The organism is Variovorax paradoxus (assembly GCF_040544635.1).
In the GTDB taxonomy this organism is placed as follows: domain Bacteria; phylum Pseudomonadota; class Gammaproteobacteria; order Burkholderiales; family Burkholderiaceae_C; genus Variovorax; species Variovorax paradoxus_R.
The window spans coordinates 166,206-180,954 of sequence record NZ_JBEPKJ010000013.1; the positions used below are offsets into that span (position 1 = coordinate 166,206).

Sequence of the window (14,749 nt, forward strand, 5' to 3'; positions counted from 1 at the left end):
CGCCCGGAGCCGGCATGCTGAATCAGCGCTTGGGCCGCAGAGAGACGATCAGCGACGGGAAGATGCGCCCGTCGGTGTCGCGCGGCAGCTTGTCGGTCTTGTGCAGGCCGCGCTCGGCGGCTTCGTCCCAGCTGGGCAATCCGCTCGATTTCGTCAGTTTGACGCCGACGATGGTGCCGTCCGGCGCGAGATTCACTTCGAACTCGGCCGCCGGATTGCCGTTGACGGTTTCGGCATCGGGGAAGGTGATGTTCGGGCGCACCGCCGCGGCGATACGTCCCGCATAGCCGCTCGACGGTCCCGACGAACGCAGGGCGGTGCCCTTGGAATCGTCGCTGCCGCTCGCGCCCGCCAGGCCCTGCATGCGCTTGAGCGTTGCGGCGCGGTCGGCTGCAGCTTGCTTGGCAGCCGCTTCCTGCTGCTGTTTCTTCGCTTCGGCCTGCTTGGCCTCGGCTTCCTGCTGCTTCTTCTGCTGCTCGGCGAGCTTTTGCTGCTGCGCCTTCTTGCGCTCGGCTTCGTCTTCGGCGCGCTGCTTGGCCTCGAGCTCTTTCTTGCGCTGCTGTTGCTGGCGCTCGAGCTCGCGCTCTTTCTGCTCTTTTTCTTCCTTGAGCTTCTTCTCGCGTTCGAGCGCGATGTCCGGTGCGCGCGGCGGCGGCGCGGGCTCGGGAGCCTTCACCTGGGGTGGAGGCGGCGGCGGTGGGGGTGCAGGGGGTGGCGGCGCGGGAGCGGGCGTGGGCGCCTGCGGTGCGGACAGGCGCGGTGCGGCCTGCTGCACCGTGGAAGACCACAGCTCCGCGTCGACCGCGCCTTCGTCGGCCTCGCTGCGCCAGCGCACACCCCACGTGAGCGCCGCGATCAGCAGCGCATGCGCAATGAGGGCGAGCACGACGGCGCGCGGCGTGCCGCGCTGCGGTGGTGGTGCGAACTCGGGGCGATCCAGGGCGAGCGACATGCCTTATTTGCCGCCCGTGGTGGTGACGGACAGGCCCACGCGCTCGATGCCGCTGCGCTTGAGCTGGTTCATCGCCTTCACGACGGTTTCGTACTTGACGGACTTGTCGGCGCTGATGACCACGGGGCGCTGGTCGTCGCCGCCCTGGGCGGTCTTGGCCGCGGAGCCGATCTGGGTCATGGGAACGGACGCGCCGCCGCTGCCGGTGGACGGGTCTTTCTTGATCTGCACTTCATCGTCGCTCTTGATGACGATCTCGATGGGCTTGTCGGGCTGCTTGTTGGCACGGTCGACCGAGGGCAGGTTGATCACGCTCGGCGTGATGAGCGGCGCGGTGACCATGAAGATGATCAGCAGCACCAGCATCACGTCGATGAACGGGACCATGTTGATCTCGTTGATCGTGCGGCGGCCTCGGCCCCGGGATGAAACGGCGGGCATGCGCTGGACCTCCGCTCAGCGGTTGGCCGGAGCCGCCGAAGTTGCAGACGCCACCGCGGCCGGGTTGGCCGAGAGGTTGCGCTGCAGGATGTTGGAGAACTCCTCGATGTAGGTTTCGAGGGCGATGGCGATCTTGTCGATTTCGCGCGCAAAGCGGTTGTAGCCCACCACCGCCGGAATGGCCGCGAACAGGCCGATGGCCGTGGCCACCAGTGCTTCGGCAATGCCGGGCGCCACGGTGGCCAGCGTCACTTGCGCGAGCGCGGCCAGGCCGGTGAAGGCATGCATGATCCCCCAGACCGTGCCGAAGAGGCCGACGTACGGCGACACCGAACCGACGGTGGCCAGGAACGAAAGGTTCTGCTCGGCCGCGTCGAGTTCGCGCTGGAAGCTGGCGCGCATGGCGCGGCGGGCGCCGTCGAGCAGCGTGGGGGCGTCGCTCACGTGGCGCTCGCGCAGCTTCTGGTACTCGCGCATGCCCGAGGCGAAGATGCGCTCCATGGGGCCGGCGAACTTGGCGTTCTGCGCAGCCGAGGCAAACAGCTCGTTCAGGCTGGTGCCCGACCAGAACTCGCGTTCGAAGTCGTCGTTCAGCGCGCGCATGCGGCGCAGGGCAAAGTACTTGCGGATGATCGCGGCCCAGCTGGCAATCGAGACGATCACCAGCAGCAGCACGACCAGTTGGACCACGAAACTCGCGTGGAGGAGGAGATTGATGATCGAGAGGTCTTGGTTCATGGCTTGAAAGGTTGAGTCATGGAGCCGCCGGAGCGCTCGAGGGTTCCCGAAACTTGGGTCGGTATGCGCGCGGGGCGCAATGTAGTGGCGTCCACCCAGCCGATGCGGATGGTGCCTTCGCACAGAAGGACGGGCGCCGGGGCCCCCGTTCGTTCTTGCTCTGTTTTTGATAGCACCTGCTGACCGATTATCAACGACGCCGTGCCCATTTGTCGGAGATCGGCTGTAACCAGCAGTTCGTCGTCGAGGCGGGAGGGGCGATGGTATTTGAGTTGCGTTTCGCTCACCACGAACTGGCCGCCGGTTTCCTCGCGCAGTTTTCGCTGTTCCACGCCCAGCGAGCGCAGCCATTCGGTGCGGCCGCGTTCCATGAACTTGAGGTAGTTGGCGTAGAACACGATGCCGCCGGCGTCGGTGTCCTCCCAATACACGCGGATCGGAAACGCGTAGCTCATCGGGCCGGGTTCGCGATCATGGCCCGCAGGCGTTCGATGGATTCCTCGAGATGAGCCATCGAGCTGGCGGTGGAAAAGCGAACGAACTTGCCGGTTTCGGCGGTACCGAAATCGCGGCCGGGCGTCACGGCCACATGAGCGCGCTTCATGGTTTCGAAGGCGAAATCCCAGCTGCCTGAAATGCCGAGCTTCTCGGCCACGCTGGTGCAGTCGGCCCAGGCGTAGAAGGCGCCATCGGGCACCACCGGCACGTTGAGGCCCAGCGCATTGAGCTGCGGAATGAACCAGTCGCGCCGTGCCTTGAACTCGGCGCGGCGGCGTTCGTATTCGGCAATGCTCGGGTCTTCGAAGCAGGCCAGAGCCGCATATTGCGACACGGTGCTGGGGCAGATGAAAAGGTTTTGCGCAAGCCGCTCGACCACGGGCACCAGCGCTTCGGGCACCACCAGCCAGCCGAGGCGCCAGCCGGTCATGTTGAAGTACTTGCTGAAGCTGTTGATGCTGATGACGTTGTCGTCGATGGCAAGCGCCGTCTGCCCGAAGGCCTCGTCGTGCGACAGGCCCAGGTAGATCTCGTCGATCAGCGTGATGCCGCCGCGCTGCGACACCACGTTGTGGATGCGGCGCAGTTCGTCGGGCGCAATCGAGGTGCCCGTGGGGTTGGAGGGCGAGGCGAGCAGCACGCCGCGCGTCTTGTCGGTCCACGCGGCTTCCACCTTGGCGGCGGTGAGCTGAAAACGCTCCTCGGCCGTGGTGGGGACCAGCACGGCGGTGCCATCGGCAGCGCTCACGAAGTGGCGGTTGCAGGGGTAGCTCGGGTCGGGCAGCAGGATCTCGTCGCCGGATTCGATGAGAGCCAGGCAGGCCAGCTGCAGCGCGGCCGAAGCACCGGCCGTCACCACGATGCGGCGTGCCGGCACGTCGACGCCGAAGCGCTGCGCATACCAGCCGCTGATGCGCTCGCGCAGATGGTCGAGCCCGGTGGCCTGCGTGTACTGCGTGGCGCCGGCGCGCACCGCGCGTGCCGCGGCTTCCTGCACCAACGGCGGCGCGGTGAAGTCGGGCTCGCCGATGTTCAGGAAGATCATCGGCCGGTCGGTGTGGGCCACCTCGCGCGCAAGCACGCCGGCGGCCTTGGCGACCTCCATCACATAGAACGGTTCGATGCGCTGTGCGCGCGCCGAAATCCTCATTGCACCCCCAAGCTACGGCGCTGCGCGCCTACGCCACCCCCCTCGCAAGCGAGGGGGCGAGCGCCTTCGGGCGGCCGGGCGGCGCTCCTCACGTCCTGGCCTTGCCGGAAGTGCGGTCGGCCTCCACCTCGGCCGCACGCAGCTGTGGCGCCAGGCCGTTGAGCACGGCGTTCACGTACTTGTGGCCGTCGGTGCCGCCGAATTCCTTGGCAAGCTCGATGCACTCGTTGAGCACCACGCGCCATGGCACGTCGAGGCAGTGCTGAAACTCGTACACGCCGATCCACATCACTGCGTGCTCGACGGGGGAGATTTCTTCGAACTTGCGGTCCAGCAGCGGACGGATCAGGGCGTCGAGCTGTTCGGCGCCTTCGATGGCGCCGTGCAGCAGCGCGTCGTAATGCGCGGCGTCGGCCTTGTGGAAGCCCGCGAGGTCGCGCGTGAACTGGTCGATGGCGGCCGCGTCGTTGCGGCCCACCAGGTGTTGGTAGAGCGCCTGCAGCGCAAATTCGCGCGCGCGGCTGCGGTTCGACTTGGCCGAAGCCTTGCGTGCGCCGGTGCTGGTCAGGCCGGTGCGCACTTGCCGCGCCGGGCGCGGCTTGGCGCCGGCTGCTTTGTCGTTGTTGTTGTCTTCGGTCATGTCAGGGAGGCCAGCAACCGCGCCATCTCGACGGCGACCTGGGCCGCGTCGCGGCCCTTGTCGGTCTGCCGGGCGACGGCTTGTTCCAGGTTTTCGGTGGTGAGGATCGCGTTGGCGATGGGGATGCGATGGTCGAGCGCGATGCGGCTCACGCTTGCGCCGGATTCGTTGGCCACCAGTTCAAAGTGGTAGGTTTCGCCGCGGATGATGCAGCCCAGGGCTACAAGCGCGTGGTACCCGCCGCGCCTGGCCATGGCCTGCAGGGCAACGGGCACTTCAAGCGCGCCGGGAACCTGCACGTGGTGGATGTCGTCCGCCGCCACGCCCAGCTTTTCGAGCTCGGCGAGGCAGGCCGCGGCAAGTGCGTCCGTGATGTCGGCATTGAAGCGTGCCTGGACGATGCCGATGCGCAGCCCTTTTCCGTCGAGCGGCTTTCCATCCGCTCCCTTGTTTGCACCTTGCATGTCGTGTCAGTCTTTCGTGAGGTAGCCGGCAATTTCGAGGCCGTAGCCCGCAGCCATGCTCGGCATGCGGCGGGGCGTGCCGAGCAGGTTCATCTTATGCACGCCGCATTCGCGCAAGATTTGCGCGCCGATGCCGTAGCTGCGCAGGTCCATGCGGCCGCGTTCGGGAGCTTGCGCGGGACGCGCGGTGCCGTCGAATTGGGCAAGCAGTTCGCCGGCCGTTTCGCCGCAGTTGAGCAGCACGGCCACGCCCTTGCCTTCGTTCGCGATGTGCGCCAGGCTGGCGTCCAGGCTCCACGAGTGCAGCGAGCGGTTGATTTCGAGCGCGTCGAGCACCGAGAGCGGCTCGTGCACGCGCACCGACACCACGTCGTCGGGCGCCCACGTGCCGCGCACCAGCGCAAGGTGCACGCCGCGGCTGGGCTTGTCGGTGAAGGCGTGGGCGGTGAAGGTGCCCCAGGCGGTCTGGATTTCGCGGCAACCGACTTTTTCAACCAGCGATTCGGTGCGGCTGCGGTGCTCGATGAGCGCGGCAATGGTGCCGATCTTGAGTCCGTGCTCGGCGGCGAACACCTGCAGGTCCGGCAGGCGGGCCATGGTGCCGTCTTCGTTCATCACTTCGCAGATCACCGAGGCGGGCGAGCAGCCGGCCATGGCCGCCAGGTCGCAGCCGGCTTCGGTATGGCCGGCGCGCATCAGCACACCGCCGTCCACCGCCTGCAGCGGAAAGATATGGCCCGGCTGCACCAGGTCGCTGGCCACGGCATAGCGCGCCACGGCGGCCTGCACGGTGCGGGCGCGGTCGGCGGCCGAAATGCCGGTGGTCACGCCTTCGGCCGCTTCGATCGAAACGGTAAAAGCTGTCGAATGCTTGGCGCCGTTGCGAGACACCATCGGCGGCAATTGCAGCCGCTCGCACATTTCGCGCGAGAGCGTGAGGCAGATCAGCCCGCGCGCGTGGCGCGCCATGAAGTTGATCGCTTCGGGCGTGATGTGATCTGCCGCAATGACGATGTCGCCTTCATTCTCGCGGTCTTCCTCGTCGACCAGAATCACCATGCGGCCGGCGGCGAGCTCGGCCACGATCTCCTCGACCGAGGAAATCGGCGCGGGTGCCCGCGAGTTGCGGGAGGCGCCGATGGGCGTGACGGAGGCGTTCATTCGGAAGTGTCCTTGGAATACGTGGATTGCGTGGAGGCCATGGGCGCAAGAACGCCGGCCTGAAGCATGCGCTCCACGTAGCGCGCCACGGTATCGATTTCGAGATTGACCTTCGAGCCGGCCTGGAGGCTGCCGAGGGAGGTGTTTTCGACGGTGTGCGGGATCAGGTTGATGCTGATTTCCGCGCCGTCTTCGATGTCGCTCACGCTGTTGACCGTAAGGCTCACGCCGTTGATCGTGATGGAGCCCTTGTAGGCGAGAAAGCGCGCCAATGCGGGCGGCGCGACCACGCGCAGCTCCCAGCTTTCGCCCACGGGCGCGAACTGGCTCACCGTGCCGATGCCGTCGACATGGCCCGAAACGATGTGGCCGCCCAGCCGGTCGCTGGCGCGCAGCGCCTTCTCGAGGTTGATGCAGGCGCCTTCTTCGACGAGGCCCGCGGTCTTGTCGAGAGATTCGGCCGAGATGTCGATGGTGAACTGCTGCTGTGCCGGATCGAGGGTGGTCACGGTCATGCAGGCGCCGTTGAGCGCAATGCTGTCACCGAGGCCTACATCGTCGAGATATCCGTCGGGCACCGAAATGCCGAGTCTTTTGCCGTAGGAGGAGGAGGGGCCGAGGTCGTGGATGGCGGCGATGCGCCCCACGCCGGTAATGATTCCGGTGAACATTCGCACATTTTCGCAGATGCGCGGACCCTCGGCCTTTCCGCGGCGCTTTGGCCGTGCAATCCGCCGCCGGTTGCCCGAGGCTGGCCGCTAGAAGCTGTCGCGCCCACACACCCGCGACACGACCCGCAGGTCGGGCCCGAGCATCTGCACCGACTTGAATTCGAGCGCCAGCGCGCCCTCCAGCGTGGTGAGCGGCCCTTCGGCGTGCAGGTGGCTCGCCATGTCGAGGCCGCTGCCGATCAGCTTGGGCGCCAGATACACCAGCAGCTCGTCGACGCAGCCTTCGCGGATCAGCGAGCCGTTGAGCTTGTGGCCGGCTTCGACGTGGAGTTCGTTGACGCCGCGCTGCGCCAGGTCCTGCAGCATCGCGGCCAGGTCGACCTTGCCGCTCGCATTGGGCAGGCAGGTGACCGTGGCGCCGCGTGCTTCCAGGGCGGCGGCGCGGGCTTCGTCTCGCGCCGACGCGTAGATCCACACCGGACGGCCTGCTATGAAAACATGAGCATCGGGCGGCGTCTGCAAATGGCTGTCGACGATCACCAGATGCGGCTGGCGCGGCGTCTGGACCATGCGCACGTCGAGCCGGGGGTTGTCTTCGAGCACGGTGCCCACGCCGGTCAGCACTGCGCTGGCACGGGCCCGCCACGCGTGGCCGTCGGCGCGGGCGGCCTCGGATGTGATCCATTGGCTCACGCCGTTGGCAAGGCCGGTCTTGCCGTCGAGCGAGGCCGCCACCTTGAGGCGCACCCAGGGCAGCTTGCGCACCATGCGGCTGAAGAAACCGATGTTGAGTTCGCGCGACTCGGCCGCGCCGGGGCCGGTTTCCACTTCGACACCCGCTGCGCGCAGGCGGGCAAAGCCCTGCCCGGCGACCAGCGGGTTCGGATCGGCGAGCGATGCGACGACCCGGCCGATGCCGGCCGCAATGAGTGCGTCGCAACAGGGCCCGGTGCGCCCGTGATGCGAACAGGGCTCGAGCGTGACGTAGGCGGTGGCGCCCGCAACCGAATGGCCCTTGGCCGCCGCATCGCGCAGCGCCATCACTTCGGCATGCGGTCCGCCGGCCTGCTGCGTGTGGCCCTGGCCCAGCACACGGCCCTGCGCGTCGCTCAGAACACAGCCGACGCGCGGGTTGGGATCGGTCAGCAACAACGCGGCCGAGGCCAACTGCAATGCGGTGGCGATGTGCTGCGCGTCTTGTTCGGGGGAAGGCATGGGCTGCGAGAAGAATTATTTAACACCGGAGCCGCTGGATCATACGAGCGGCGGTCAAAAGCGGATGAACGGCAAACGCGCTGCCGGGAGCCGCGCCTACGCTCCAGTTTCGATGCAGGAACAAAGAAGCAACCGAAGTTGCAGGACGGGGGAGGACATCGAAAAATGGCTACATCAAGGCAGGCCTCCGCGGGCTTCTCGCTCGTGGAGGTGCTCGTTTCCATCGTGGTGCTGAGCGTCGGCTTGCTCGGCGCCATAGGCATGCTGCTCGCGGCAGTGCGAACGGGCAAGGAAGCCGCAACGTTCGCCGCGGCGGTCAATCTCGTTCGCGATCTGTCTGAAAAGGTTCGCATGAACCCGGGTGTTGCGGCAAGGAAAGACGCGGGCAATACCTACCTCGTCGCCAACTGGACTGCAGATGTCGGCACGGGGCTCGCGGCCAGCGGATGCACCGGGGTTGGCACGACTTGCGATCCGGAAAGTCTCGCCGCCTGGGACATAAGCGAGTGGCAGCGTCGCGTTGCCAAGGCGCTGCCCGGGGCCCGCCTCAGCGTGTGTTTCGACGACAAGCCCTGGAACGCGGCGGCCGGCGAATACGCCTGGGCATGCAGCCAGTCCGGCCGCAATGTCGTCGTGAAGCTCGGCTGGGTGCCGCATGCCGTTGCCGCGGACGCGAGGCAGGAGGGCCAGGAGGGCAATCAGCAACGGGAGTTGCCGCCTCGTCTCGTGATGCAGCTGGTTTCCGAATAGGCGCACGCATGGCCATGCGTGCTCCCGGCCACGGAAGGCATTTTTGCCAGTGCGGCATGACCCTGGTCGAGCTGATGGTCGCCGCGGCCATCGGGCTGGTGGTGATGCTCGCCGCCACGGCTACATTCCTCGGCAGCAGGCAACTCTTTGCCGCCAACGCGGAAGCGCAGGCGGTGGAAGACTCGCTGAGGTTCGCGGCTTTCGTCGTCAGGGGCATCGTGCGGCAAGCCGGCTATTCCGACTACGCGCCCGACCATGCCGTCTCCGACGGCACCGTGGTCATCGGCAGCAGCGCGAATCTGATGGCCTCGTCGGACGATCCTTCCGACCTGGACATCGTCGGTGCGAGCGATGCGCGGGTCAGTTTCACTGGCGAAAGCCACGGCACACACAACAGCAGGGGCGTGAACGGAAGCGATTCGCTGCGCGTCCGGTTTTTCGGCCGCAGCCGCGTGGGAGGCGACGACACCGAGCCCGATGGCACCATGATCGATTGCATGGGCTTTGCTCAGGCCGGGCCTTCGGACGGCAAACCGTCGCTCGACGATCGCGCGTGGAGCTTCTTCCATGTGGCGGAAGCAGCCGACAGGGAGCCCGAGCTCTATTGCAAGTACCGCAGCGGCAGGGAAGGCGCGTTCAGGTCCGAGCCTCTGGCGAGGGGCATCGAGGTGTTCAAGGTCGTCTATGCCTACGACGGCAATGGCGATGGTGTGCCCGAACGCTGGCTCGATGCGGCGCAGCTGGAGGCGCTGGTGGCGGGCTCCTCCGCTGCCATCAACGGCGAATGGCGCAAGGTCGTCGGCCTTCGCATCGGCATGGTCGCGCGCAGCGGTCGCAATGACAGCTGGTCCCGGACTCAAGGCGAACTTCTCTATCCGCTCGGTGCCGAGTTTTCCGGCGTGAGCTTCAAGCCGCCGGCGGATGGCCGGTTGCGGCGCACCGCCACATTCACCGTCATGCTGCGCAACGCCATAAAGGAGCCGGCGCCATGAGTCGAACCGCGCATACCGCGCAGCGAGGCTTCTCGTTGATCGTGGTGCTGCTGATGCTGACCATTGCCATGGTGCTGGGCATCGGCGCGGCACAGGTCTCGCTGGTGGGCGAGCGAAGCGCGCGCAACGACCGCGACACCGAAATCGCGTTTCAGGCCGCCGAAGCGGCGCTCATCGACGCCGAGCGCGATGTGCTCGGCCCCAATGCCAGCACGGCACAGCGCCTTTGCCTTTTCAACGGCAAGGATGTCTCGGCCTTCGTTCCGGGATGCGGCGGCACGGGCATTCGCCAGGGGCTGTGCGCCCAGGGTGAGCCCGGTGCCAAGCCGGTCTGGATGAGCGCCGACTTTGCGGCCGAAAGCGCAACGTCGGTCGCCTACGGCACCTTCACCGGACAAACCTACGCTGCCGGCAATGCGGCCACCGGCGTACGTGCCGGCACTTTGCCCGCGCGTGCGCCGCGCTACATCGTCGAGGCGGTCCGCAATCTCGGCGGCTGGCAATCCAGCCAGCTGCAAAGCGCGAGCGTGCGCAACGCCTCGCATCTCTTTCGCGTCACGGCCATCGGCTACGGCATGCGCGAGGAGACGCAGGTGGTGCTGCAGACCAGCTTGTACAAATCGGCCGCCAGTCCCGGCTGCCCTTCCTGACTTTTTCTCTTTGCTGAAACGGAACCCGAAATGCGTTCTCTTGAAAGTCACGGCATTGCGGCCGCAGCTGTTGTCGCGTTGGCGCTTTGCATCAGCCCATCGGCATCTGCGGCTGAGCCCGGCCTGGCGCCGGCGGTAGAGCTGCCGAGCGAGCCGCTGTCTTCCATGGCGTCTCGCGTCGATCCGAACATGGTGCTCGATCTTGCGCTGGAGTTCTCGAACACCGGTGCGGCCTACCGTGGCGGCTTCGACTGGAAGAAGGTCTATCGGGGCTACTGGGACCCGATGGCCTGCTACGACTATGCGGTTGCCGATGGCCATTTCAAGCGTCTGGCCCCCGCAACCAGGCTCGCCGGCGGCGAGATTGCATGCGCCCATCAATGGAGCGGCAACCTGTTGAACTGGGCCGCGACCTCCACCATCGACGTGCTGCGGCTTGCATTGACGGGCGGAGACCGGGTGGTGGACAACGCCGGCAGCACCGTGCTGCAACGCGCGGTGCTGCCGGAAGACTTCTATCGCAGCCCTTACTTCCCAGACAAGGCCGTGACCGGCCATCTGGACAAGCTCACGCCGCTGGTCACGGGCACCGGCAATGGGGTGCGCGCGGCGGGCACCCTTCATTTCAACAACTGTTTCGACCGCATGTTCGTCGGGCCGGGTGCGAGCGGCAGCTGTGCCAGCCCCGGCACCGATCAGCAATACGGCCCTGGTGCAACAAGCGCGCCGTACTTCGCGCGGGTCGAGGTCTGCACCGTGGCCGAAGCCGCGACGCGGGGCGATCTTTGTCTCAAATACCCGAGAGGGCATTTCAAACCCGTAGGTGAGATTCAGCGCTACGCGGACCGGCTGCGCTTTGCCGTGTTCGGTTATCTGCTCGACAACGACCCGGCCCGCTATGGAGGCGTGCTGCGGGCGCCGATGAAATACGCCGGCCCTAAAAAACTGGAGGCCGGCCTCGACAGGGTGGACAACCCTCAGACCGAGTGGGACGCCAAGACCGGTGTCTTCATCAACGATCCGATTCCCACGGCGCAGGGTTACCCATTCAGCGGGGTCGTCAACTACCTGAACCGGTTCGGACGCTCGGGGGCGTACAAGAAGTTCGATCCCGCGGGCGAGCTTTACTACGAATCGCTGCGGTACCTGCAGGGCAAGGTGCCCACTCGCGATGCAATGGCGGGCGTAGCCGCGATCAATGATCCGCGAAAGGACGGGCTGCCCGTCTACAACGACACCGCGCAATGGCGCACCGATGGACACAAGAGCTGGGACCCGGTGGCAGCCGGCTGCCGCAAGAACTACATCCTGGCCATCGGAGATCTGGAAACGCACGGCGATCGTTCCCTGCCCGGGCTACCGGGCGGTGGCCGCAGCTTCAGCAATGCGTCGTTCGAGCCCGATACCTCCTACTGGACCCGCCTGGTCGGTGCGTTCGAAAACCGCGAGTCGCTTTCCTATACGCACCCTTCGGGCAAGACCGGCCTTGCGACTGCCGGCAACCGCGGCCTGCCGGCGTTCAACTACAAGGGCGGCGCGCAACTGACGGCGAGCACCATCGCAAGTGCGGAAACCGGCGCCGACAAGGGCTCGTTCGGCATGGCGGGCCTGGCCTACTGGGCCAACACGCAGAAGATTCGTGCCGACTATCCCGAGGTGCGGGTCCAGACCTTCGGTGTCGATCTGGATGCAGGCGGGCAGGGTGTAGTCCGCCAGGGGCAGCGAGGCAGTGCGCTCTATCTTGCTTCGAAGTACGGAGGCTTTGCGGACAGCAATAACGACGGCAATCCATTTCGAGTTTCAGGCGGCATCGGGAGGCCGGACGCGGCGGGCAATGCGGAATGGGCCGAGGGCATCGACGACGATGGCCAGCCCAAGCCGTCGAACTACTTCCTGGCCGGCGAGCCGCAGCAACTGCTCGGTGCGATCCACCGGATCTTCGAATCGGCAGCGGCGCCACCCGGTGGGAGCGCAACGGACGCGGCCATTTCATCGGACCGCATCGGCGAGGCCGCAAGCAGCCTCTATGTCTCCCGTTTCAGCGGACACCGCTGGTCGGGCACGCTGCTGTCGTATCCACTGGCTTACAACGCCGCCTCGGGCACGGTACACCAGTCGGACGAGCCCACTTGGGACGCCGGGGCCTTGCTGACCGGCAACGCATCGGCTCAGCCGGCAGTTGCTGCACGCGATCCTTCGGACAGGAACATCTTCACCCTTTCGACGGCCGGCGTCGGCGTGCCTTTCCGGTGGGAAGCACTCGACAACCCGCTGCGGAGCCATCTGAATTCGACGCCGTATGAGGTGCCCACTGCATCCGATGCATTGGGGGGCGATCGCCTGGCCTACCTGCGCGGCGATCGCCGCAAGGAACTGTCGGCGCCGGGCGGCATGTTCCGCGTGCGCGATTCGGTGATGGGCGACGTGGCCAATTCGAACCCACTGTTCGTAGGGCCGCCGAGCTCGCGCGTGGAGGGTGCCGGCTACGGCCGGTTCGTCGAAGCGCACAGGGCGCGATCGCCGGCGGTGTACATCGGTGCGAACGACGGCATGCTGCATGCGTTCTCCGCCGTCAACGGGAGCGAGCTCTTCGCCTACGTGCCGCGCGCGGTGATCCCGAAGCTCTCGGGCTACACCTCGCCCGGCTATGTGCATCAGGCCTATGTCGACGGCTCGCCGGCCGCGGCGGAAGCAAGGATGGCCGATGGCACGTGGAGGACCGTGCTGGTCTCCGGCACAGGCGCCGGAGCGACCGGCGTCTTTGCACTCGATGTCTCCGACCCCGCCGCCTTTTCGGCGGACAAGGTGCTGTGGGAGTTCACGGGGCTCGACGACGGCGACATGGGCCATGTGCTGCAGGCGCCACGCATCATGAAGTTCCGCATCTCCGCGCCCACCCGTACCGAGGCTGCGGCCTATGCCTGGTTCGCTGTTGTTCCATCGGGCTTCAACAACGCCAATCCGGACAGGCGCGCGGCGCTGTTCCTGCTCTCGCTCGACAAGCCCGCTGGTGCTGCCTGGAAGCGGGGCGTCAACTATCACAAGATCGTGCTGCCGGTTCCGGCCGACAAGGCCTTGGTGAATGCCCTCGGCGCGCCCGGTGACTACGCCGCGGCGGATGGCCGGGTGCGTTGGCTGTACGCCGGCGACACGCAGGGCAACCTGTGGAAGTTCGACTTCGCCGGCCATGCGCCATGGAACGAGGACAACGCGCTCGGCTTGAAAGGACTTCCGCTCATGGTTGCGATGTCGGCTGGTGTGAACGCAAAGCGCCAGCCCATCACCGTGGCGCCGGAAGTGGGGGTGGGACCGAACGGCGGTGCCATCGTGCTGTTCGGGACCGGCAAATTCGTGACAGCTGAAGACATCGGTCGCGCCAGCCATGGCGTGCAAACGCTGTACGGCGTGTACGACTCCGGCACGGCCATTCCGGCGCATGAGACGCGCACGCAGCTTCAGGCGCGCACAGCCGTTGCTGCAACGGGCCAGGCGTTGCCGGCGATCGTGGGCGAACCCTTCGTCTACGGCGCCGGCAACCGCAATATGGCGAGCCGCCGCGGCTGGTATTTCGACCTTCCCCGCGCGCTCGAGTCGGGCGAGCGGCAGGTTTCACGTCTGACGCTGAGCGATGGTTATCTGTTCTTCAACACGCTGATGCCGAATGTCGACGCATGCGGCACGAACGGGGGCGGCCGCAGTTGCGCGGTCAATGCGATGACCGGACTTTCGCACGGCGGGACCTGCGTGCCTTCGACCATCGGGCCCTTGTCGTCGCCCCTGCTGGTTGAACTGGGCGAGAGCGCCTACGGCGCCTCCGACGCGTTCGGACGCCGGTCGGAAACGAAGAAGCTTTCCGTCATCAACGTCGGCTCTCGCGGCGGCGCGGGCGGGGCCGGTATTTCGACCGTTCAGCCTGTGGAGGGCGGGCAGGTTTCACAGGTGGCCGGGCGCCTGAACTGGCGCCAGGTGGTCGACTTCCAGCGGGCGAAGCCATGAAGGCCCCGAATGGCGTGGCGAAGCGCATTACCGGTTTCACGCTGGTCGAAGTGATGATCGTGGTCGCGATTGTCGCCATCCTGGCCGCCATCTCCTATCCGTCGTACCTCGGCCTTGTGCGCAAGGGCTGGCGCGCTGAAGCGCGATCGGCCTTGATGCAGCAGATGCAGCAGCAGGAGCGGCAGTACACGCTCACCGGCCAGTACAAGCGCTACGAAGGCGAGTCGGGCGAGGGCGGTGCGGGCGGCAAGTACTTCGTCGAGAGCGGCAACTGCGAGGGACAGGGCAGCATCGACCGCTGCATCAGGCTGACGGCAACCCCGAAACCGGGCTTCTCCGATCCCGAGGTCGGGGCGCTCTGGATCGACAGCATGGGCGGAAAGGGCTGCAATGGAACGGAGGGGGCCTGGTGCTGGCAGTGAGGCGCGGCG

At 66.5% G+C, this 14,749-nt stretch carries 15 protein-coding genes; 5 read left to right on the forward strand and 10 right to left on the reverse strand.

The window, feature by feature from the left end:
* Positions 1-22: 22 nt before the first annotated feature.
* From ABIC94_RS21655 to ribD, 10 genes are all read right to left on the reverse strand, one after another.
* Positions 23-952, reverse strand: coding sequence for a cell envelope integrity protein TolA (locus ABIC94_RS21655; protein WP_354375036.1), 930 nt, complete (start codon positions 950-952; stop codon positions 23-25).
* A 3-nt stretch (positions 953-955) separates the two neighbouring features.
* Positions 956-1,393: an ExbD/TolR family protein gene (locus ABIC94_RS21660; RefSeq protein WP_047782910.1), complete on the reverse strand. Its 438-nt coding sequence runs from the start codon at positions 1,391-1,393 to the stop codon at positions 956-958.
* Positions 1,394-1,408: 15 nt separating this feature from the next.
* Entirely contained in the window at positions 1,409-2,131 is a 723-nt protein-coding gene (tolQ, locus tag ABIC94_RS21665) for a protein TolQ (protein WP_012748214.1), read from the reverse strand.
* Positions 2,128-2,586 (reverse strand): YbgC/FadM family acyl-CoA thioesterase, encoded by a 459-nt coding sequence (locus ABIC94_RS21670; RefSeq protein WP_157614416.1) that lies wholly within the window; start codon positions 2,584-2,586, stop codon positions 2,128-2,130. Before ABIC94_RS21670 ends, tolQ begins: the two co-directional genes overlap by 4 nt.
* Positions 2,583-3,779 (reverse strand): pyridoxal phosphate-dependent aminotransferase, encoded by a 1,197-nt coding sequence (locus ABIC94_RS21675; protein WP_354375037.1) that lies wholly within the window; start codon positions 3,777-3,779, stop codon positions 2,583-2,585. The genes ABIC94_RS21670 and ABIC94_RS21675 overlap by 4 nt, the downstream gene beginning before the upstream one ends.
* Positions 3,780-3,867: 88 nt before the next feature.
* Positions 3,868-4,419: a transcription antitermination factor NusB gene (gene nusB / locus ABIC94_RS21680; RefSeq protein WP_354375039.1), complete on the reverse strand. Its 552-nt coding sequence runs from the start codon at positions 4,417-4,419 to the stop codon at positions 3,868-3,870.
* Positions 4,416-4,883, reverse strand: coding sequence for a 6,7-dimethyl-8-ribityllumazine synthase (ribH, locus tag ABIC94_RS21685; RefSeq protein ID WP_354375040.1), 468 nt, complete (start codon positions 4,881-4,883; stop codon positions 4,416-4,418). Before ribH ends, nusB begins: the two co-directional genes overlap by 4 nt.
* A 6-nt stretch (positions 4,884-4,889) precedes the next feature.
* Entirely contained in the window at positions 4,890-6,044 is a 1,155-nt protein-coding gene (gene ribBA, locus ABIC94_RS21690; protein ID WP_354375041.1) for a bifunctional 3,4-dihydroxy-2-butanone-4-phosphate synthase/GTP cyclohydrolase II, read from the reverse strand.
* Positions 6,041-6,715, reverse strand: coding sequence for a riboflavin synthase (locus ABIC94_RS21695; RefSeq protein ID WP_354375043.1), 675 nt, complete (start codon positions 6,713-6,715; stop codon positions 6,041-6,043). The genes ribBA and ABIC94_RS21695 overlap by 4 nt, the downstream gene beginning before the upstream one ends.
* Before the next feature lie 87 nt (positions 6,716-6,802).
* The gene (gene ribD, locus ABIC94_RS21700; RefSeq protein WP_354375044.1) at positions 6,803-7,930 is read right to left on the reverse strand and encodes a bifunctional diaminohydroxyphosphoribosylaminopyrimidine deaminase/5-amino-6-(5-phosphoribosylamino)uracil reductase RibD; all 1,128 of its coding nucleotides are present in this window, start codon (positions 7,928-7,930) and stop codon (positions 6,803-6,805) included.
* 165 nt (positions 7,931-8,095) lie between these two features.
* Here ribD and pilV point away from each other — a divergent pair, with 165 nt between their 5' ends.
* Genes pilV through ABIC94_RS21725 form a run of 5 tightly spaced genes read left to right on the forward strand, consistent with a single transcriptional unit; the run spans position 8,096 to position 14,740 of the window.
* Positions 8,096-8,680 carry a type IV pilus modification protein PilV gene (gene pilV / locus ABIC94_RS21705; RefSeq protein WP_354375045.1) on the forward strand — a complete coding sequence of 195 codons (585 nt, stop codon included), beginning with the start codon at positions 8,096-8,098 and terminating at the stop codon, positions 8,678-8,680.
* A gap of 14 nt (positions 8,681-8,694) precedes the next feature.
* Entirely contained in the window at positions 8,695-9,672 is a 978-nt protein-coding gene (locus ABIC94_RS21710) for a PilW family protein (protein ID WP_354375078.1), read from the forward strand.
* A complete protein-coding gene (locus tag ABIC94_RS21715; protein ID WP_354375046.1) occupies positions 9,669-10,322 on the forward strand; it encodes a pilus assembly PilX family protein in 654 nt (217 codons plus the stop codon). The genes ABIC94_RS21710 and ABIC94_RS21715 overlap by 4 nt, the downstream gene beginning before the upstream one ends.
* A gap of 30 nt (positions 10,323-10,352) precedes the next feature.
* On the forward strand, positions 10,353-14,318 hold the full coding sequence (locus ABIC94_RS21720) for a pilus assembly protein (RefSeq protein ID WP_354375047.1): 3,966 nt from the start codon (positions 10,353-10,355) through the stop codon (positions 14,316-14,318).
* On the forward strand, positions 14,315-14,740 hold the full coding sequence (locus ABIC94_RS21725; protein ID WP_354375048.1) for a type IV pilin protein: 426 nt from the start codon (positions 14,315-14,317) through the stop codon (positions 14,738-14,740). Before ABIC94_RS21720 ends, ABIC94_RS21725 begins: the two co-directional genes overlap by 4 nt.
* The last annotated feature ends 9 nt before the right edge of the window (positions 14,741-14,749 follow it).